At 35.8% G+C, this 21,164-nt stretch carries 18 protein-coding genes; 16 read left to right on the forward strand and 2 right to left on the reverse strand.

From position 1 onward, the window contains the following. The first annotated feature begins 29 nt into the window (after nucleotides 1-29). From AC1RPY_RS00780 to araA, 11 genes are all read left to right on the forward strand, one after another. On the forward strand, nucleotides 30-1,442 hold the full coding sequence (locus tag AC1RPY_RS00780) for a glycoside hydrolase family 32 protein (RefSeq protein ID WP_481761015.1): 1,413 nt from the start codon (nucleotides 30-32) through the stop codon (nucleotides 1,440-1,442). Continuing rightward, the gene (gene scrK / locus AC1RPY_RS00785; RefSeq protein ID WP_481761014.1) at nucleotides 1,442-2,314 is read left to right on the forward strand and encodes a fructokinase ScrK; all 873 of its coding nucleotides are present in this window, start codon (nucleotides 1,442-1,444) and stop codon (nucleotides 2,312-2,314) included. Before AC1RPY_RS00780 ends, scrK begins: the two co-directional genes overlap by 1 nt. A gap of 33 nt (nucleotides 2,315-2,347) precedes the next feature. Then, nucleotides 2,348-3,697, forward strand: coding sequence for a NosD domain-containing protein (locus AC1RPY_RS00790; protein WP_481761013.1), 1,350 nt, complete (start codon nucleotides 2,348-2,350; stop codon nucleotides 3,695-3,697). Between the two features lie 105 nt (nucleotides 3,698-3,802). After that, nucleotides 3,803-3,949, forward strand: coding sequence for a hypothetical protein (locus AC1RPY_RS00795; protein WP_409021777.1), 147 nt, complete (start codon nucleotides 3,803-3,805; stop codon nucleotides 3,947-3,949). Between the two features lie 130 nt (nucleotides 3,950-4,079). Continuing rightward, entirely contained in the window at nucleotides 4,080-5,315 is a 1,236-nt protein-coding gene (codA, locus tag AC1RPY_RS00800; RefSeq protein ID WP_481761012.1) for a cytosine deaminase, read from the forward strand. Nucleotides 5,316-5,389: 74 nt separating this feature from the next. Then, a complete protein-coding gene (locus tag AC1RPY_RS00805; protein WP_481761011.1) occupies nucleotides 5,390-6,310 on the forward strand; it encodes an aldo/keto reductase in 921 nt (306 codons plus the stop codon). A 91-nt stretch (nucleotides 6,311-6,401) separates the two neighbouring features. Then, on the forward strand, nucleotides 6,402-7,520 hold the full coding sequence (locus AC1RPY_RS00810; protein ID WP_481761010.1) for a GntR family transcriptional regulator: 1,119 nt from the start codon (nucleotides 6,402-6,404) through the stop codon (nucleotides 7,518-7,520). 198 nt (nucleotides 7,521-7,718) lie between these two features. Further along, nucleotides 7,719-9,086, forward strand: coding sequence for a sugar porter family MFS transporter (locus AC1RPY_RS00815; protein ID WP_481761009.1), 1,368 nt, complete (start codon nucleotides 7,719-7,721; stop codon nucleotides 9,084-9,086). A gap of 29 nt (nucleotides 9,087-9,115) precedes the next feature. Next, nucleotides 9,116-10,732, forward strand: a complete 1,617-nt coding sequence (locus tag AC1RPY_RS00820) for a xylulokinase (RefSeq protein ID WP_481761008.1) — start codon at nucleotides 9,116-9,118, stop codon at nucleotides 10,730-10,732. A gap of 5 nt (nucleotides 10,733-10,737) precedes the next feature. Beyond that, a complete protein-coding gene (locus AC1RPY_RS00825; RefSeq protein ID WP_409021771.1) occupies nucleotides 10,738-11,439 on the forward strand; it encodes an L-ribulose-5-phosphate 4-epimerase in 702 nt (233 codons plus the stop codon). 43 nt (nucleotides 11,440-11,482) lie between these two features. After that, a complete protein-coding gene (araA, locus tag AC1RPY_RS00830; protein WP_481761007.1) occupies nucleotides 11,483-12,910 on the forward strand; it encodes an L-arabinose isomerase in 1,428 nt (475 codons plus the stop codon). A gap of 190 nt (nucleotides 12,911-13,100) precedes the next feature. Here araA and AC1RPY_RS00835 read toward each other — a convergent pair whose 3' ends face one another. Together AC1RPY_RS00835 and AC1RPY_RS00840 are read right to left on the reverse strand one after the other, a co-directional pair. Next, complete coding sequence (locus AC1RPY_RS00835) at nucleotides 13,101-14,045, reverse strand: Dyp-type peroxidase (protein WP_481761006.1); 945 nt, start codon at nucleotides 14,043-14,045, stop codon at nucleotides 13,101-13,103. A gap of 20 nt (nucleotides 14,046-14,065) precedes the next feature. Further along, entirely contained in the window at nucleotides 14,066-15,019 is a 954-nt protein-coding gene (locus AC1RPY_RS00840) for an NADP-dependent oxidoreductase (protein WP_481761005.1), read from the reverse strand. A gap of 213 nt (nucleotides 15,020-15,232) precedes the next feature. Between AC1RPY_RS00840 and glpK the strand changes: the two genes are divergently transcribed. The 5 genes from glpK to AC1RPY_RS00865 all read left to right on the forward strand — a co-directional run bounded on the left by glpK (nucleotide 15,233) and on the right by AC1RPY_RS00865 (nucleotide 21,083). Then, nucleotides 15,233-16,750, forward strand: coding sequence for a glycerol kinase GlpK (gene glpK, locus AC1RPY_RS00845; RefSeq protein WP_481761004.1), 1,518 nt, complete (start codon nucleotides 15,233-15,235; stop codon nucleotides 16,748-16,750). 13 nt (nucleotides 16,751-16,763) lie between these two features. Then, the gene (gene glpO, locus AC1RPY_RS00850; RefSeq protein ID WP_481761003.1) at nucleotides 16,764-18,584 is read left to right on the forward strand and encodes a type 1 glycerol-3-phosphate oxidase; all 1,821 of its coding nucleotides are present in this window, start codon (nucleotides 16,764-16,766) and stop codon (nucleotides 18,582-18,584) included. 24 nt (nucleotides 18,585-18,608) lie between these two features. Next, complete coding sequence (locus tag AC1RPY_RS00855) at nucleotides 18,609-19,328, forward strand: MIP/aquaporin family protein (RefSeq protein ID WP_409022824.1); 720 nt, start codon at nucleotides 18,609-18,611, stop codon at nucleotides 19,326-19,328. Nucleotides 19,329-19,513: 185 nt separating this feature from the next. Then, nucleotides 19,514-20,041, forward strand: a complete 528-nt coding sequence (locus AC1RPY_RS00860; protein ID WP_409021765.1) for a GNAT family N-acetyltransferase — start codon at nucleotides 19,514-19,516, stop codon at nucleotides 20,039-20,041. Nucleotides 20,042-20,144: 103 nt separating this feature from the next. Further along, a complete protein-coding gene (locus AC1RPY_RS00865) occupies nucleotides 20,145-21,083 on the forward strand; it encodes a dihydroorotate oxidase (protein ID WP_481761002.1) in 939 nt (312 codons plus the stop codon). Nucleotides 21,084-21,164 lie beyond the last annotated feature (81 nt).

Here is a 21,164-nt window from a genome sequence, read left to right on the forward strand (position 1 = left end):
TTAACATATAGAACGAGGAGAAGACAATTTTGAAAAATGAAACGATTAATTATCCAGAGGTAACTGATGAAAGATATCGATTAAAGTATCATATTACGGCACCAGCAGGTTGGATGAATGATCCAAATGGGTTTTGCTTTTTTAAAGGGTACTATCACATCTTTTATCAACATCATCCAAATTCAACACAGTGGGGACCAATGCATTGGGGTCATTCAAGAAGTAAAGATTTAGTTAATTGGGAAAGCTTACCAATTGCTTTGGTTCCTGGTGATCAAGAAGATCAGGATGGCTGTTTTTCAGGTAGCGCAATTGTGAAGGATGAGCGTCTCTATTTAATTTATACAGGACATAATTTGAAAGACAAAAATGATCCGGATAGTTATTGGCAGAATCAAAACCTAGCCGTTAGTGATGATGGCATAACTTTTGAAAAATTTGCTGGTAATCCAGTGATTTCAATGCCTCCTGTAGATAATGATGCTGATTTTAGAGATCCAAAAATTTGGTTTGAAAATGGAAAATATAATATTGTAATCGGAAGCAAAAATAAGGATGGCTTGGGTCGAGTTCTTATGTATAACTCAGATGATTTAGAACATTGGGACTACTTAGGACCTATTGCAACTGCTAAATCAGTTGATTCTGAAGGATTCGTTTGGGAATGTCCTGACCTTTTCGAAATTGACGGACAAGACGTTTTAGTAATGTCACCACAAGGAATTAAAGCTGATAAATTAAAATATAGAAATTTCTTCCAAACAGGATATCTGACTGGAAAATTTGATGAAGAGACACATTCATTACATCATGGTGAGTTCACTGAATTAGATTATGGACATGATTTCTATGCAACACAATCAATGGTTACGCCTGACGGTAGAAGGATCATATTTGCATGGATGGACATGTGGGAGAGCCCCATGCCAGAACAGGAAGATGGTTGGGCAGGCGCACTAACATTTCCAAGAGAATTAAATATGAAAAATGGTAAATTATTGATGACACCAGTTGAAGAAATTAAAAAATTGCGCGAAAAAGTATTATTAGATGTCACTAAACCTAAGGATACAACCACTATTTTTGAAGCCCCTACAAAGAGTTTTGAGTATTTAGCGAACTTTAATGGGCAAGAAAATGTCAGCGTTAAAATTAAAAATAGCGATAATAAATTATTAATAAAAGTTAGCTATCAAGCTGCAACAGGTAAGGTAACATTACAAAAGTATAATGACGATTTACTTCGAGAAACTAATGTGAGCGTTGCCAATGAATTGGATGTTCATTTATTAATGGACAACAGTTCAGCAGAATTATTTGTGAATAATGGAGAAGCATGTTTCTCTGAAAGGGTTTATGATGAAAAGGAACTTATAGTTGAAACAAGTAGCGATTCAACTAATTATGATATTAAAATATATGAACTTGGAGGAACAATGTAATGTTATTAGGAAGTATTGAAGCAGGTGGCACTAAATTTGTATGCGCGGTAGGTAACGAAGATTATCAAGTAAAGGATCAAATTCAAATTCCCACGACTACACCTGTTGAAACATTAACGGCAGTCGTAGACTATTTTAAGCAATTTGAAATAGCTGCACTTAGTGTTGCCTCATTTGGACCAATTGAAATCAGAAAAACGTCACCTAAATATGGATTTATCACGAAAACACCAAAACCGGGTTGGGGTGATACGGATTTCTTGGGATTTCTTAAGGGCAAACTGGATATTCCAACATTTTGGACAACGGATGTAAATGGTTCAGCTTACGGTGAATATACAATGTCGACATTGTTTAATGAGAAAATTAATTCACTTGTTTATTACACAATTGGAACTGGTGTGGGCGCTGGAGCAGTAATTGATGGCCACTTAGTTGGCGGTATTGGCCATCCTGAAATGGGCCATGTCTTAGTTAAGAGACATCCTGATGATCTTGATTTTAAAGGTGTCTGTCCATTTCATGGTGATTGTTTAGAGGGCTTAGTTGCTGGACCAACATTTGAAGCACGGACTGGTAAAAAAGGTAAAGATGTCCCATTAACAGACAAAACTTGGGATATTATGGCCTACTATATTGCTCAGGCTGCCGTTCAAACAACGTTAAGTTTACGTCCTAATAAAATTATTTTTGGGGGCGGCGTTACAAATGATGTTTTATTGGAAAAAGTGCGACATGAATTCAAAGAAATTTTAAATGATTATGTTGACGTTCCTCCATTAGATCAATATATTACAGCACCACAAGTTGCTAATAATGGATCAGCCAATGTTGGAAACTTCGCTTTAGCTGAAAAAATGTTATCTGAATGATAGGGTTATTTAACAAAATTGGAGGGTAAAATAATGACAAACAAAAATTATTATGATGTAACAAAATGGCCTATTGGTAACCCGTACGAAGATATTGGGGAAGTTATTAATAGTATTATTACTGATATTAAAAGTCATCAAACTGATAGTAATAGCAATGATGGTGGAAAACCAGGGGCAGTTATTTATCTACCACCAGCTGATTATCACTTGCGTACACAAGTCTTAATAGATATTAGTTTTCTTAAAATTCAAGGATCTGGGCATGGATTTACGTCATCAAGCATTCGGTTTAACGTACCACAAAACGAATGGTCAAATTTACATGAATTATGGCCTGGTGGTAGTCGTGTTCTTGTTGACCTCGATCCTAAAACAACGGATGAAGAATCTGAAGGTGCAGCTTTCTATGTTGCAAGAGAAGGAAATCCGCGTATTAGTTCAGTCGAATTTTCGAACTTTAATATTGATGGGTTACACTTTATTGATGATGGCACAGGCGAAAAAAATCCAGAAAATACGTATGTGAATGGTAAGACTGGAATTTATGTTGCAAGTGCACAAGATTCATTCCGTATTACAGAAATGGGTTTTGTTTACTTAGAACATGGTGTAACCATTTATAACGCAGATGCATTAACAATCCACGATAATTTTATTGCTGAATGTGGTAATTGTATTGAACTACGTGGATGGGGACAAGCTTCGAAAGTAACTGAAAATTTAATGGGCGCTGGATTTAATGGCTATACCATTTTTGCGGAAAACTTCGGAGGACTGCTAATTACGACTAATAATATTTTCCCAAGAGGTGCAAGTAGCATTTCATTATCTGGCGTGACGAAATCGTCTGTTACAAATAATCGCATTCATGCATTTTATCCCGGAATGGTTATTTTAGATGATAATTGCTCAGAGATATTGGTTTCTTCAAACCATATGCTGCATGATCAAGAACCGTGGGCGCCTATGCAACATCGAGATAATGGATTAGACGATTTATATGGGCTGTTATCAATTAGCGGTAATGATAATTCCGTCATTGGAAATCATTTTTCAGAAACGGTTGATCAAAACACGCTTAAACCAGTTGGTGCAACACCGGTCATTATCCGACTTGCTGCCGGACATGGTAATTATATTGCAAATAATAATGTTGTGGCTACAGAAATTCAATCAGGTAGTGGCGATTCAGCATTTTCTGCACAAGTAGATGCGTTACTAGCAACCGAAGAATTAAAAAAAGTCACAGTAACAACTGTTTTGGTTGAAAAGAAGTCAACGCAAAATACAATTTTAGATTCTGGAAGCAATGAACAAGTTATTTTGGATAAAAATGTGAATGCTTTTAGAGCAACACCAACCGTCCCAAAAAAACAGTAATTTTAAATAAATGATTTAATTTGTGCCACTTTGATAAAATAGGACTATAATGAAAGTTGAAGTTAGAACTTAATATAACTGTCCAAATCAAAAGAGGCGATAGCAATGGCAAAGTTGAGTAAAGAACAACGCAAAGCAATGGCTCAAAAAGCAATGGACGAACGTGCTAAACATCCACAAGCTGAAAAAAAACAATCAGGTTTTAAATTTATTGAAGATGAATCAACTAAGTTAGGTGCAGAAAAAAACTAATTATAAAAGTTCAAAGATTAATTCTAAGTATTCTTGGAATTAATCTTTTTTTAGTTAACTAAAAATATTAAATTGGGTGTAAGTCATGTACAATTTGAATGATAGATAATTTAATGAGGAGTGATAATCGATGTTAATTAAACAAGTACATATTGAAAATAAAGAAGAATTACAAGATATTCGAGTAGAAAATGGCATGTTTACTGAGATTGGGGTAAATTTACAACAAAATGCTGATGAAAAAGTCATTGATGCAACCGATAAATTGATGTTACCGCCATTTGTTGATCCACATGTTCATTTGGATTCAACGCTCACAGCAGGTGATCCGGAATGGAACGAATCTGGGACTTTATTTGATGGCATTCGGATTTGGTCTGAACGTAAAAAGACGTTAACCCATGAAGATGTTAAAGAACGTGCTGTTACAGCATTAAAAATGCAGGCAGCCCATGGTGTTCAGTTTGTTCGTTCACATGTTGATGTGACTGATCCTGATTTAGTGGCTTTGAAAGCTTTAATTGAGGTCCGCGAAGAAGTTAAACCTTGGATGGAATTACAATTAGTTGCTTTCCCACAAGAAGGTATTTTATCATTTCCAAATGGGAAGGAATTAATGACAAAAGCTGCTGAATTAGGAGTGGATGCAATTGGTGCAATTCCCCATTTTGAATTTAATAGAGAATATGCAGTTGAATCACTCCATTTCGCTTTTGAATTGGCTCAGAAATATAATTTATTATTTGATGCACATACGGATGAAATCGATGATCCTAGTTCTCGTAGCTTGGAAACCGTTGCGACATTAGCTTTAGAAACAGGGATGAAAGATAAGGTTACAGCATCACATACAACAGCGATGGGTTCATATGATGATGCTTATTTGTACAAATTAATGCGTTTATTGAAGATGTCAGAAATGAACTTTATTGCTAATCCACTTGTAAATATGTTCTTAGGTGGACGTTTTGACACATATCCAAAGCGTCGTGGGTTAACACGCGTCAAAGAATTGGATGAGAATGGGTTGAACGTTGCATTTGGTGAAGATGACATCAAAGATCCATGGTATCCAATGGGAGATGGCAACATGTTAGACGCCTTGCACATGGGATTACATGCGACTCAGATTATGGGTTATAGTCAAATTATGAATGCTTACCGATTTGTGACGACTAATGGCGCTAAATCTATGCATGTTATGGATCATTATGGAATTGAAGTTGGAAAACCAGCTAATTTCGTCATTATGGATAGTGATAATTTTTATGATGCGTTGAATACACGTGCTGCCGTTATGTTATCAGTCCATAATGGTGATGTGATTAGTGAAACCAAGCCAGCAGAAACCCAGTTATATATCTAGTAAGTAATCGTTTTGGTAGCGCCTTCTTGATTTGAATGCTAGAATCAAGGCATGACTTGAAAAGGGGTAATAAAATGAAAATGATTAATTTAGGCGATAGCGAACTTCAAGTATCATCTGTCGGTTTGGGATGCATGCGCATGCCAGAATTGTCGACTGGGCAAGCTGCAGAAATGATTCAAACATCAGTTGATCATGGCATTAATTTCTTTGATCACGCAGATATTTATGGTGCAGGAAAAGCTGAAGAAGTGTTTGCGGCAGGATTTACTGAAACTGGGTTATCACGTGAAGACATTATTCTTCAATCAAAATGTGGTATCGTTCCAGGTGTAGAGTATAATTTTACTGCTGAACACATTGAAAAAAGTGTTGACGGTATTTTAAAACGATTAAATACGGAATATATTGATAGCTTATTGTTACACAGACCTGATACGTTAATGGAACCTGAAGCTATTGCTCGTGTATTTGAAAAACTACAAAAATCTGGAAAAGTACGTCATTTTGGTGTTAGTAATTTCTATCCTGGGCAAGTTGATTTATTACAACAAGCTTTGGATATGAAACTATTAGTTAACCAACTCCAATTCGGTGTCATGCACACTGGAATGATTGATTTGGGAACAAATGTGAATATGGTTAATGATGCTGGAATTAATCGTGATGGCGGTATTTTAGAATATTCGCGTCTTAAAAAAATGACGATTCAAGCATGGTCACCATTCCAATACGGATTCTTTGAAGGTACATTCTTAGATAATCCAAAATTTGCTGAATTAAATGAAGTTTTAAACCGTTTAGCTAAAGAAAAAGAAACAACTAATACTGGAATCGCAACAGCATTTATTCTACGTCACCCAGCTAAAATGCAGGTGATTGCTGGAACAATGAACGCAAAAAGAATTGTTGAAATTGCGAATGCTTCAGAACTTGAGCTAACACATGAAGAATGGTACGAAATTTATCGTGCAGCAGGAAATAAATTACCATAAATGAAAAAATTAAAGTAACTAACTAATTACTATTTTAGTTGGTTACTTTTTATATTAAGCGTATGAAAATTTCGTAGTTAACATACTGGGTATGGTAAAATTAGAATTAATAGGTGGTGGATTTGATTTGGAAAACAAATATGAGCATGTTTATCGTGAAATTAAAGCGAAAATTGTCGCGGGTGAATATGAAGTAAACGATAAATTAATGACTGAATCACAGTTAATGTCGATTTACGAATCTAGTCGTTATGCGGTTCGTAAAGCAATTGGTGATTTAGAGAATGCAGGGTATGTCTACCGAATACAAGGTGGCGGTATCTTCGTTAATGATTGGCATACTGTAAAAAAAGTGACACAAAATAATAAAATAATTGGTGTCATGACGACACATATTGCTGATTATATTTTTCCAAATATTATCACTGGAATAGATCGTATTATTTCTGAAGAGGGATATACAATCATGCTAAGTAATACGCTTGATAATGCTGAAAAAGAACGATATAGCCTTTTAAGAATGCTTGAAATGAATTTATCTGGACTAATCGTAGAACCAACACAAAGCGCATTAATAAATAAAAATAAGGATTTATACGAAAAGATAGTGGCGCAAAAAATACCAGTCCTTTTTATTAATGCACATTATGAAAACTTGGAAATTCCATACTTAGAGTTAAATGATTTTAATGGTAGTGAGGTTGCTACAGAGCATTTGATAAATGAAGGACATGGAAAAATACTTGGTATTTTTAAAGTGGATGATAAACAAGGTCAGTTAAGAATGAATGGATTCGTGCAAGCTTATATGGAACATTCAGCTATTTCATACCAAAGTGAGATATTGATGTACCAATCTGCTGATTCAATGCAAAATATCTATAAAAAAATTGAAAAGATTCTGCATAGATCGGATCATCCAACCGCGATTGTTTGTTACAATGACCAGCTTGCCATTAAATTAATAGATATTGTTAAGTCGATGGGAATGAAAATTCCTGAAGATATCTCAATTGTTGGTTTTGATGATTATCAATTATCAAAATATATGTCACCTAAATTAACAACAATTAGACATCCAAAGGAAAAAATGGGCCGAGAAGCTGCGACGATGTTATTAAAAATGATTAATTCTAAAACAATGTCGGCGAAATCTGTCGTATATGATGCAAAGCTAATCATTCGAGAAAGCGTTAAAAATAGGAATTAAAGCATGATAAGTATTACTCAAATTTGAGTAATACTTATTTTTTTGAAATTCATTCGAACAAATAAAAATAACTATTGATTTGTTCGAATGAATGTGAGAAAATGACCTTGTTGATAAATGCAAACGTTTTCAGAAAACGGTTGCTGTAGGTTTTTCGGTTGGTCGTACCAATCGGACAATAAAATTTGGAGGTGTCATATGCAAAAAGAAAAGAAAATATCTAGTAAGTTTATTTACTTTTTTGGGTCATTCGGAGGAATTTTGTTCGGATACGATATCGGGGTTATGACGGGGGCTTTACCATTCTTGCAAAAAGATTGGGCTCTTCAAAATAGTGCCGGAACCGTTGGTTGGATTACTTCAGGAGTTATGTTCGGTGCCATCTTTGGTGGCGCGTTAGCCGGTAAGCTTTCAGATAAGCTAGGTCGACGTAAAATGATTTTGATGTCAGCTATTATTTTCGTTATTGGTTCATTACTCGCATCATTCTCACCAAATAATGGCCAAATGTATTTAATTATTGTTCGTATTTTCCTTGGACTAGCAGTTGGTGCTTCATCAGCATTAGTACCAGCATACATGTCAGAAATGTCTCCGGCTAAATTACGAGGACGACTATCAGGAATTAATCAAACAATGATTGTTTCCGGAATGTTACTTTCATATATTATGGATTTTCTATTAAAAGATTTACCTGAAGCATGGGCATGGCGCGTTATGCTTGGCTTAGCAGCAGTACCAGCTGTTGTTTTATACTTTGGGGTTTCACGTTTACCAGAATCACCTCGTTTCTTAGTTAAAACAAATAAAGTTGATGAAGCTCGCCAAGTATTAACTTGGATTCGTCCAGCTAATGAAGTTGAACAAGAATTAGCTGATATTCAAACTACTGCGGGTGAAGAAAATCATATTGAAAAAACATCAATGGTTCAATTATTCACAGGTAAATATCGTTACTTAGTTATGGCCGGTGTTGGTGTTGCTGCATTCCAACAATTCCAAGGGGCTAACGCAATCTTCTATTACATTCCTTTAATTGTTGAAAAAGCAACTGGGAATGAAGCAAGTTCAGCACTAATGTGGCCAATTATTCAAGGGATTATCCTTGTCTTAGGTTCACTCTTATTCTTAGTTATTGCAGATAAATTTAAACGTAGAACACTTTTAATTCTTGGCGGTTTAGTAATGGGACTATCATTTATCTTACCTACAATCATTAACATGGTTGTACCAAATACGAGTCCTATGATGATTGTTGTTTTCTTATGTATCTACGTTGCATTCTACTCATTTACATGGGCTCCACTTACATGGGTATTAGTTGGTGAATTATTCCCATTAGCTGTTCGTGGAAGTGCTTCAGGAATTGCATCTTCAGCTAACTGGATTGGATCATTCTTAGTAGGACTATTATTCCCTATTATGACAGCTTCAATGCCACAAGATGCTGTGTTCGCAATCTTCGGAATCATTTGTTTATTAGGTGTTCTATTCATTCGTTTCTTCGTTCCAGAAACACGTGGTCGCTCATTAGAAGAAATTGAAAAAGAAGGTACAAGAAATTAAGTAACCTATACGTTAGGAGTGTAATTGATATGGATTTAGTAAAAACATCTCAAGCAATAAAAAATGGTCAAGTTTCACTTGGAATTGAATTAGGCTCAACACGTATCAAAGCAGTTTTAGTTACGGACGATTTTAAGACAATTGCAACAGGGAGCTTCAATTGGGAAAACCAATTGGAGGATGGTCTTTGGACTTATTCTCTTGAACAAGTTTGGACGGGGATTCAAGCTAGTTATAGACAAATGGCTGCAAATGTTCAAAGCAAATACCATGAATCATTAACAAAAATAGATTCAATTGGTATCAGTGCTATGATGCATGGTTACCTTGTCTTTTCGAAATCTGATGATTTATTAGTTCCCTTTAGAACATGGAGAAATAATAATACAGAACAATCAGCTGATGAATTAACAGAGTTGTTAAACTTCAATATTCCACAACGTTGGAGTATTGCACATCTTTATCAAGCTGTTTTAAATAATGAAGCCCATGTAAATGACATTGGTCATTTAGAAACATTAGCTAGTTATGTTCATTATATGTTATCTGGTAAAAAAGTTATCGGAATTGGGGATGCCTCTGGTATTTTCCCAATTGATGAAAAAACAGGCACATACTCAGCTGATTTATTAGATAAATTCAGTGGTATTGAAAAAGTTTCTGCTTATGATTGGGATATTAAAGACATCCTACCTACTGTTTTGAGAGCTGGTGAAAATGCTGGATCATTAACAGATACAGGAGCTAAATTACTTGATGTTAGTGGCAAACTTGAAAGTGGTAGCTTGATGGCACCACCTGAAGGTGACGCAGGTACAGGGATGGTTGGGACCAACAGTGTACGTAAGAGAACAGGTAATATCTCAGTTGGAACCTCTGCTTTTTCTATGACTGTTTTAGATCAGCCTATGAAAAAAGTGTACAAAGATATTGATATTGTAACAACACCAAGTGGTGCGCCAGTTGCAATGGTTCATGTTAATAATAGTTCGTCAGATATTAATGCATGGGCTTCAATCTTTGGCGAGTTCGCAGCAAAACTAGGTGTTCATTTAACACCAGATCAGTTGTATGAACGATTATTCTTAGAATCAACTCATGCTGATGCCGATGCAGGTGGATTAATGAATTATAGTTACTTATCAGGTGAAAATATTACACATATGCCTGAAGGTCGTCCATTATTTGTTCGAACACCTAACAGTAACTTTACATTACCTAACTTCATCAAGACGCAATTATATGCGGCATTTGCACCACTTAAGATTGGAATGGATATTTTAAGTCAAGAAGAACATATCCAAACTGATGTAATGATTGCTCAAGGTGGTATTTTAAAAACAGCTGTAATCGGACAACAAGTATTAGCTAATACGTTGAATATTCCAATTACGGTTATGAATACTGCTGGTGAGGGTGGACCTTGGGGAATGGCTGTCTTAGCAATATTTGCTAAGAAAAATAATAACGGTCAAAGCTTAGAAGACTTCTTAGATCATGAAGTTTTTGTAGACCCAGAAAGTATGACGTTAAGCCCAGAACCTGAAGGTGTAGAAGGTTACAATACATTTATAGCTAGATACGAAGCTGGCTTGTCTATTGAGTCAGAGGCAATAAAAAAAATTAAGGAAGAAAAGAGGAACTAGTATATATGTTAGAAAAGCTAAAACAAGAAGTGTACGATGCTAACATGCTGTTACCTAAGTACAACTTAATTACCTTTACATGGGGTAACGTGAGTGGAATCGATCGTGAAAAAGGGTTATTCGTCATCAAACCATCTGGTGTTGATTACGATGATTTAAAACCTGAAGATATGGTTGTTGTTGATTTAGACGGTAAGAAAATTGAGGGTGATATGAATCCCTCAAGCGATACAGAAACGCATCGCATTCTATACAATAACTTCCCTAATATTAAAGGTGTCGTTCATACTCACTCACCTTGGGCTGTTTCATTCGCACAAGCAGGCTTGGATATTCCAGCAGCCGGTACAACACATGCAGATACCTTTTATGGCTCAGTTCCAGCAAGCCGTATCATGAATGAAGCTGAAGTTGTCACAGAATATGAAAAACAAACAGGTGACGTGATTGTCGAAACGTTCAAAAAACGTGGACTCGATCCTGATCAAATTCCAGCTGTTTTGGTTAATGATCATGGTCCATTTACATGGGGTACATCTGCTTTAGATGCTGTGCATAATGCTGTTGTCTTAGAAGAAGTTGCAAAGATGACTTATCATACATTGCAATTGAATCCACATGCAATTGACATGCCACAATACTTATTGGATAAGCATTTCCTAAGAAAACATGGTAAAAATGCATATTATGGTCAAATTAAACACTAAAACACGTTTTTAAAAATAATAAACTATTAGGAGGAATTATATTATGTTAAAAGTTAGTGAAAAAGAATTTTGGTTCGTTGTCGGTAGTCAAGGTTTATACGGTCAAGATGTTTTAGACGTTGTTCAAGGTGATGCAGAAAAAATTATTGATAATTTAAATGCTAGTGGTTCACTACCATACAAAATTGTCTTTAAAGAAGTTGCAACAACTGCTGAAGTTATTACTAACATCATGAAAGAAGCTAACTTTGAAGACAAAGTTGCTGGTGTGATTACTTGGATGCATACTTTCTCACCTGCTAAAAACTGGATTCGTGGAACAAAATTATTACAAAAACCATTGCTACATTTAGCAACACAATTTGGTGAAAATATTCCTTGGTCAACAATTGATATGGATTACATGAACACAAACCAAAGTGCTCATGGAGACCGTGAATACGGCTTTATCAATGCTCGTCTTCAAAAACATAATAAAGTTGTTGTTGGTTACTGGAAAGATGAAGCAGTTCAATCACAAATTGCTGACTGGATGGATGTTGCTGTTGCTTACGGTGAAAGTTTCAACATTAAAGTTGCTCGTTTTGGCGATAACATGCGTAATGTTGCCGTTACAGATGGTGATAAAGTTGAAGCACAAATCAAATTTGGTTGGACTGTAGATTACTTTGGTATTGGTGATTTAGTTGCTGAAATGAAAGAAGTAACTGACGCTGAAATTAATGCAACATATAAAGAATGTGAAAGTATGTACGATATGGTTGTTGGCGACAACGATCCTGCCTTCTACGAAGACCATGTTAAAGAACAAATTAGAATTGAAATTGCTTTACGTAAATTTATGGAACGTGGTGGCTACAATGCATTCACATCTAACTTCGAAGATCTTTGGGGCATGAAACAATTACCAGGTATGGCTGTTCAACGTTTAAACGCTGAAGGTTATGGTTTCGCTGGTGAAGGTGACTGGAAGACTGCTGCAATCGACCGTTTGATGAAGGTTCTTGCACATAATAAAGCTACTGGATTTATGGAAGATTACACGTATGATTTACGTGCGGGTCATGAAGTAACTCTTGGTTCACATATGTTAGAAGTTGATCCTACATTAGCTTCAACAAAACCACGCGTGGAAGTACATCCATTAGGTATTGGTGACCGCGAAGATCCAGCTCGTTTGATCTTTGATGGTTCAAATGGTAAAGGTGTCGTTGTTTCAATGTCTGACTTTGGTACTGAATACAAATTATTAATTAACTCTGTTGAAGGTCAAAAACCAGAAGTTGAAGCTCCTAACTTGCCAGTAGCTCGTCAATTATGGATTCCAGAACCAAGTTTTAAAGAAGGCGTTCATTCATGGATTGAAAATGGTGGTGGTCATCATACTGTTCTTTCAATGAACGTGAAGGAACAACAAGTTGTTGATCTTGCTAAGATGTTTGATCTTGAATATGTTGAAATTAAAAAATAATTAATATTTTAAAGGATATCGCTGTTAAAGCGATATCCTTTTTTTGTGTAAGAAGAGTAATCAAATATGATTTATATCAAATAAAATCGGTGCTTACGAAAATAAAGATTCGTAAGCACCGATTTAGATTTCTAATGATAATAATTGAGAATTTTATCTGCATCTGAAAAAATAATCTCAGACTTTCGTGTTATAGATTTCCATCCACAATTTGTTCTAAAGTTGTTTTTGAAGGGATAAAGAATAAATTACCGGTTTCAGCGGTACTGAAATCTAATAATCGATCACTTTTACTTTCGAACATATTAATGAGCATTCGATTAGTTACTGCAAAATGACGTGCGTAACCAATGAAGTATGTCCCTGTAATGTCTTTCCCAGGTTCTGAGAAGGGAACGTTCATACGGACAATTTTATGCTCAATGCCATCTTTCATATCTTGTGAAGCAACGTTATGAGAATTTGGTAATTTTTCTTCGTCAGTTAATTCTAAATCAGAATCTTTCTTCCGACCAATTGCTTTTTCTTGGTCTTCAGTCTTTAAGGCATTCCAAGCGGCCATATTATGGATATACTTTTGAGCAAAAGCATAAGAACCGTTTGTAAAATCAGGATCTTCGCCCCCAATAACGGCGTAATCGAGTGCTTCATTAACATCTGGGTTTTCAGTACCATCAATGAAACCAATAACGGCGCGGCCTTCAAAATAACGGAAGCCGTGTGTTTCATCTTCTACAGTTGTGACATCCTTAATGAAAAGCATAAATTGCGCCATAACTTCATAGACAACAGCACTTTCACCAGCGCGAACATGAAAGAATAAATCGCCAGGAGTTGAAATGGCAGTGTATTTAGGCCCAACAATTTCTTTAAAATGGGTAAGTTCAACAGGTTTGATAGCATCAGGGAAAAGATAATCCCAAGCATCAGAGCCAAAACCAAAGGCAACTTTTAAGTTAGCTTTTGGATAACGAACGTTCATACTACGGATGATGGCCGGAATACGGTCAGATAGCTCTTGAACTGCTTCTAATTCAACTTTTTGATCTTTGTGATTTAAGTTTAGAATGGTGAAATTAACAGCTTCACCTAAATCTTTATAAACATCTTGTGTTAACTTTTCGTTTACTGACATAATAAATGCTCCTTAGACTTTTAATTTCCTTTAACGATTATAACCATTTTACCTGCATTATGTGGTGAATTTAATTGTTTATGGGTTTCAATAATATCGGTTAAATTAAAGTGATATTTTTTTGCTATTTTAATTTCTAATTCATCTTGCATCATTAAATCTGTTAAGAAAGTTAGCGTGTCACTATCTTTTAACTCTTTAACATTCTCAACAAGGTAGTAATCTGCGAGTGGCTTTGATGCTTGAACAGAGTCGGTTGGAACGCTAACTAACGATACCATTCTGCCGTTTGTCTTCAATGCTTTGACGCCTACCTCACTGCCAAGACCGCCAGGAGTTGCATCAACAACAATGTCAGCCATATCTTTAAAAGTTTCGGCGGGATTTTCTTTATCGTAGGCGCTATAATGATCTGCACCTAGTCGACGAACATAGGGTTCGTTGGTGCTTGAACCACTAGCGAGAACAGTTAATTCCATCAATTTAGCAAGTTGCACTAAAATCGATCCGACACTTCCAGAAGCGCCTTCAATAAAGATGGTTTCACCAGCCCTTGCTTTTGCAAAAAAGTTCAAAATATTGTATGCCGCTATACCAGGTGTTGGTAGCCCAGCAGCTTCAGCAATCGTCATATTATCAGGTCGCTTAGCAATATGTGATGTAAAGACGACAAGTTCTTCTGCGTAGCCACCGAAAGCCTTATGAACAACAACAGCATCACCGATATTAAAATGAGTAACTTCATCGCCAATTTCAGTAATAATACCCGTTACGTCACCTCCAGGTACAATTGGAAATGGTAAAGGCATAACGTCTTTCATATAACCGGCACGTAAAATTGCATCAAATGGGTTAATGCCAATCGCTTCGATTGAAACCCTAACCTGTTTTGATTTAAGCGCTACTTCTGGATTAACTTTTAATTCCTCAAATACGGTTGCGTCACCATATTGGTTAAAGCCAAATGCTTTCATAAGTATAACCTCCCTAGATTAAAATCATATTGGTACTAGTCCCAATATACCATAATTTTAAGAAAAGGTTTACAAAACGAGGGAGAATAACAAATTTTGTAACAATGTATTTTGCGCAATCTAATTGACAACGTATTTTTGAAGATGTATAATATCCATATTGGTAAATGATAGCGTTTTCATAAATAATTAAAAAGAAAGAATGTGAGTTATTTGGAAAAATATATTTTATCTATTGATGAAGGAACGACAAGTACAAGAGCAATTATATTTAATCACAAAGGTCAGAAAGTTTCTGATGCACAACGCGAATTTCCACAATATTTTCCTCAACCTGGCTGGGTTGAGCACAATGCAAATGAGATATGGAACGCAGTATTATCGACAATCGCAAATACATTTATCGATTCCGGGATTAAACCTAAGCAAATAGCAGGAGTTGGGATTACCAACCAACGTGAAACAACTGTTATCTGGGATAAGAAAACGGGATTACCCATCTACAACGCAATTGTTTGGCAATCACGTCAAACGGCAGAAATTGCGGAACAATTAAAACAAGATGGCTATGATGAATTAATTCATGAAAAGACAGGATTACTGATAGATGCCTACTTCTCAGCAACTAAAATTCGTTGGATTTTAGATCATGTTGATGGCGCCCAAGAAAGAGCCGAAAAAGGCGAATTACTTTTTGGAACTATTGATACTTGGTTAACATGGAAATTATCAGGTGACGAAACACATGTAACTGATTATTCTAATGCTAGTCGGACAATGTTATTTAACATTCATGATTTGAAGTGGGATGAAGAAATTCTAAAAATTATGAATATTCCAGCAGTTATGTTACCAGAAGTTAAATCAAATTCTGAAGTTTACGGACATACGAAAGATTATCATTTTTATGGTAGTGAAGTGCCAATTTCAGGAATGGCTGGAGATCAACAAGCTGCTTTGTTTGGTCAAATGGCATTTGAACCAGGAATGGTTAAGAATACTTATGGAACAGGTTCATTTATTGTCATGAATACAGGGACAGAACCTAAATTATCTAAAAATAATTTATTAACGACAATTGGTTATGGGATTAATGGTAAAGTTTATTACGCTTTGGAAGGTAGTATCTTCGTTGCTGGTTCAGCAATTCAATGGTTAAGAGACGGGATGCGCTTGGTGGAACATGCACCAGACACAGAACAAGCAGCTAAAGAATCGACGAATGATAATGAAGTTTATGTTGTACCTGCCTTTACAGGATTGGGAGCACCTTATTGGGATCCTGATGCACGAGGTTCAGTCTTTGGAATTACTCGTGGAACAACACGTGAAGATTTCATTAAAGCAACGTTACAATCATTGGCTTACCAAACTAGAGATGTTGTGAAAACAATGGAACTAGATACGGGAATTAAAATTCCGTTACTAAAAGTTGATGGTGGTGCAGCTAAGAATGATTATCTGATGAATTTCCAAGCAGATATTTTAAATACACCTATCGAACGTGCTCATGACCTTGAGACAACTGCTTTAGGAGCAGCCTTCTTAGCTGGATTAGCCGTTGGTTATTGGAAAGACCTAGAAGAACTCAAAGCTGAGTATACTGAAGGGGATATTTTTAAACCAACAATGCCTGTGGAAGAAAGCGAAGATCTATACGCAGGTTGGCAACAAGCGGTTGAAGCAACTCGAGTATTTAAACATAAACCAATGAAGAAAAACAATAAATAAGGGGGATACAACTATGTCATTTTCAGCAACATCAAGAAAACAAGATATCGAACGATTAAAGAATGAAGAATTGGATTTATTAACAATTGGTGGTGGTATCACCGGTGCCGGCGTTGCTATTCAAGCAAGTGCTATGGGTTTAAATAACGGATTAATTGAAATGCAAGATTTCGCTGAAGGAACATCATCGCGTTCAACAAAATTAGTTCATGGTGGTATTCGTTACTTGAAGACATTCGACGTCGGAGTTGTTTCTGATACTGTTCAAGAACGTGCAGTGGTTCAACATATTGCACCACATATTCCACGTCCACAATCAATGTTATTGCCTATTTATGATGAACCCGGCGCAACTTTTGATATGTTCTCAGTAAAAGTTGCAATGAATTTATATGATCAATTGGCAGGTGTTGTTGATCCTCAATGGGTTAACTACACAATTTCTAAAGCAGAAGTTTTACAACGCGAACCACAATTAAAATCTGATAAATTAATGGGTGGCGGTGTCTACCTTGATTTTAAGAATAATGATTCACGTTTAGTTATTGAAAATATCAAAAAAGCACATGAAGATGGCGGCTTGATGGTTAGTCGTATCAAGGCTTTAGACTTATTGCATGCTGACGGTAAAATTACTGGTGTTCATGTATTAGATTTAATTAGTGGCGAAGAATTTGATATTCATGCTAAATATGTTATTAATACAACGGGTCCATGGTCTGATTTTATCCGTAAAATGGATACTGATGAAGATTTTGTACCACAAATGCGCCCAACAAAAGGTGTTCATTTAGTTGTTGATTCTAAAAAATTAAATGTACCACAACCAACATACTTTGATTCTGGAAAACAAGATGGTCGTATGATCTTCGTTGTGCCAAGAGAAGATAAAACATATTTTGGAACAACAGATACTGATTTCCATGGTGATTTTGAACATCCTCGTGTTGAACAAGAAGATGCTGATTACTTACTTGATATTATTAACGAACGTTTCCCAACAGCTAATGTCAAAATTAGTGATATTGAATCAAGTTGGGCTGGATTACGTCCATTGATTTCATCAAACGGAAGTTCAGATTACAATGGTGGAAACTCAGGTAAAATTAGTGAGAAGAGTTTCAATGATGTTATTAACGTTATTGAACGTTTTGAAAAAGATGAAGTAACTAAAACAGATGTTGAAGATGTCTTGAATGATTTGGAAAGTACACTTTCTGAAGATAAGACAAGTGCATCACAAGTTTCACGTGGAAGTTCATTGACTATTTCAAAAGATGGCTTATTAACATTAGCTGGTGGTAAAATTACAGATTACCGTAAGATGGCTGCCGGTGCCATGGCTGCAATTACAAAATTATTGAAAGATAATTATAGTCAAGAATTCAATGCGATTGATTCTAAAAACTTACCTGTTTCAGGTGGTGATATTGATCCTAACAACGTTGAAGCAACAATTAGTTTCTTCGCAAAACAAGGAATGGACAATGGGTTGACTGAAGAAGAAGCTACAGTATTTGCTAACTTATTTGGTTCAAATGCAGCACGTGTATTTAGTCAAATGACTCACGTTAAAGCAGCAGAAGGACTTTCTTTAGGTGAAACAGCTAGTCTTCACTATTCAATGGAAGAAGAAATGACGTTAACACCAACTGATTACTTAATGCGTCGTACTAACCATATTCTTTTCCATCGCGATACATTAGATGCTGTTAAAGTTGGCGTAATTAACGAAATGGCAAGTTACTATAGCTGGACTAAAGAAGAAAAAGCAAAACAAACTGCAGATTTAGATGCAACAATTGCAGAATCAGATATGAATTACTTAAAATAACCATCAAAAATAGGGGTGAGTGTGATGACAACAAGTCTTATGACGCAACTTTTGGGTGAATTTTTAGGCACAATGATTTTAGTATTATTAGGTAATGGGGTTGTTGCTGGTGTTTCGTTACGTAAGTCAAAAGCTGAAGGTGCTGGTTGGATTGCAATCACATTAGGTTGGGGAATTGCCGTAACCTTGGGTGTCTATGCGTCAGCCTTTATGGGACCAGGACATTTGAATCCAGCTGTAACTTTGGCAATGGCAATTGTTGGTAAGATTGCTTGGTCTTCTGTATTACCATATATGGTTGTCCAGGTTGCTGGTGGTATCGTTGGTGCTTTTCTGGTATGGGTTCAATACATGCCACATTGGAAAGAGACGAAAGATTCTGATGCAATATTTGGATCATTCGCAACTGCTCCTGCAATAAAAAGTAATCTATATAACTTTTTAAGTGAATTAATTGGGACATTTGTCTTAATCTTTAGTTTGCTAGCATTCACAAAAGGTAACTTTACAGATGGTTTAACACCAGTCGTTGTTGGTATCTTAATTGTTGGTATTGGTCTTTCACTTGGTGGGACAACTGGTTATGCAATTAATCCGGCCCGTGATTTAGGTCCTCGTATTGCACATGCTATTTTACCAATTGCGAACAAAGGTGGATCAGATTGGTCATATAGTTGGGTACCAATTTTCGGACCATTTGCTGGCGCAGTGATTGCCGCAGGGTTATTCTTAGCTGTAGCATAGGTTAAATGTCTGAAATAATTTATTATTAAGTTAAACCTCTATTATTGAATTTTAATTCAATAATAGAGGTTTTTTATAGTAAATTTTAAAGGGTATTTTTATTGTATATTGATAAATTATGCGATATAATAATTTTTCAATCGTATTTATACGAATAGATTAAGCATAATAAAGGATGTGTAACAGTGACTGTATCTTACTTAAGACTGGCAACGCCAGAAGACTTACCAGCAATTACAGGAATTATTGAGGAAGCAAAAGCTTACCTTAAAGAACAGGGAATTGACCAATGGCAAGGTGCTTACCCGGCGGCGAACCATTTAGAACAAGATATTAAAGATCAATTGACTTATGTCTTAATGGTTGGAGATGAAATCGCAGGAACTGCTGCACTTTGGCTAGGAATAGATCCTATGTATCTTAACATTGAAGATGGCGAATGGATTAATGGCCCACAAGCACGTTATTCGGCTATTCATCGAGTTGCTGTTTCTTCAAAATTTAGAGGTCAACGTTTATCAGAAAAAATGATTTCAGGCTTATTAACAATTGCGAGATCATTGGGTTACAAAGATGTTCGCGTTGATACACATCCTGAAAATAAAGGGATGCAACATGTCATTACCTCAAATGGATTTGATTATAAAGGTATCATTCATATGGAAGATGGCGTTAACTCAGCACGATATGCTTACCAAATTATTTTAAAATAAAACGTTTAAGACAGCGAATGATATCGCTGTCTTTTTTTGTGAAAAAAGTAACAATTTGAATTTTGATAAGGTATACTAGTATCAATATGAAGGAGGGATTTTTTTGATTTCAACAGCAACGACTTTAGCGGGTTCAAATTTTGATAATTGTATGATGAATGCATCGGGTGTTTATTGTATGGATAGCGACGAATTACTTGCCGTCGAAAGTTCTAAGGCGGCAACTTTTGTAACGAAGAGTGGCACGCTTCAACCACGTAAGGGTAATCCAGAACCTCGTTATTTTGAAACAGAATTCGGTAGTATTAATTCAATGGGCTTACCAAATAATGGCGTTGATTACTATTTAGATTTTGTCTCTCAAAATCAGATAAACCATCCTGGTAAAACATACTTTTTATCAATTACGGGTTTTAATCTAGCGGAAGATCTCGAGTTACTTCAAAAAGTAACAGATTCAGATTTTGCAGGAATTGTTGAATTAAATTTATCTTGTCCTAATGTACCAGGAAAGCCCCAAACGGGTTATGACTTTGAAACAGTTGATGCGATATTAAAAGCTGTTTTTAATAGTTATCACAAACCGTTAGGAGTTAAATTACCACCGTACTTTGATATTATTCATTTTGATCAAATGGCTGCTATTTTAAATAAATATCCATTGTCTTATGTCAATAGTATCAATAGTATTGGGAATGGACTATATATTAATGATGATACAGAAACGGTCGTTATTAAACCCAAGCAAGGTTTTGGTGGTATTGGCGGCGAATATGTTAAGCCGACTGCTTTAGCTAATGTACATGCGTTCTATCAACGATTAAATAAGAATATTCAAGTAATCGGAACTGGTGGCATTCAAACTGGTAAAGATGTTTTTGAACATATTCTATGTGGAGCAAGTATGGTGCAAGTTGGAACAGCGTTGATGGTTGAAGGACCCGCTGTTTTTGAACGACTAACAACTGAGCTAGAAGAAATTATGGCAGAAAAAGGGTACCAAAGTATTGAAGATTTTAGAGGAAAATTGAATTATTTATAGGGATGAGATAGGGAAAATTATACCAACTTTATACGAAGGTATATGGGCAAACAGCTGAAATTAGTCATGGACTAATGGACT

Source organism: Dellaglioa sp. CoH-56-MRSF-12, assembly GCF_056782075.1.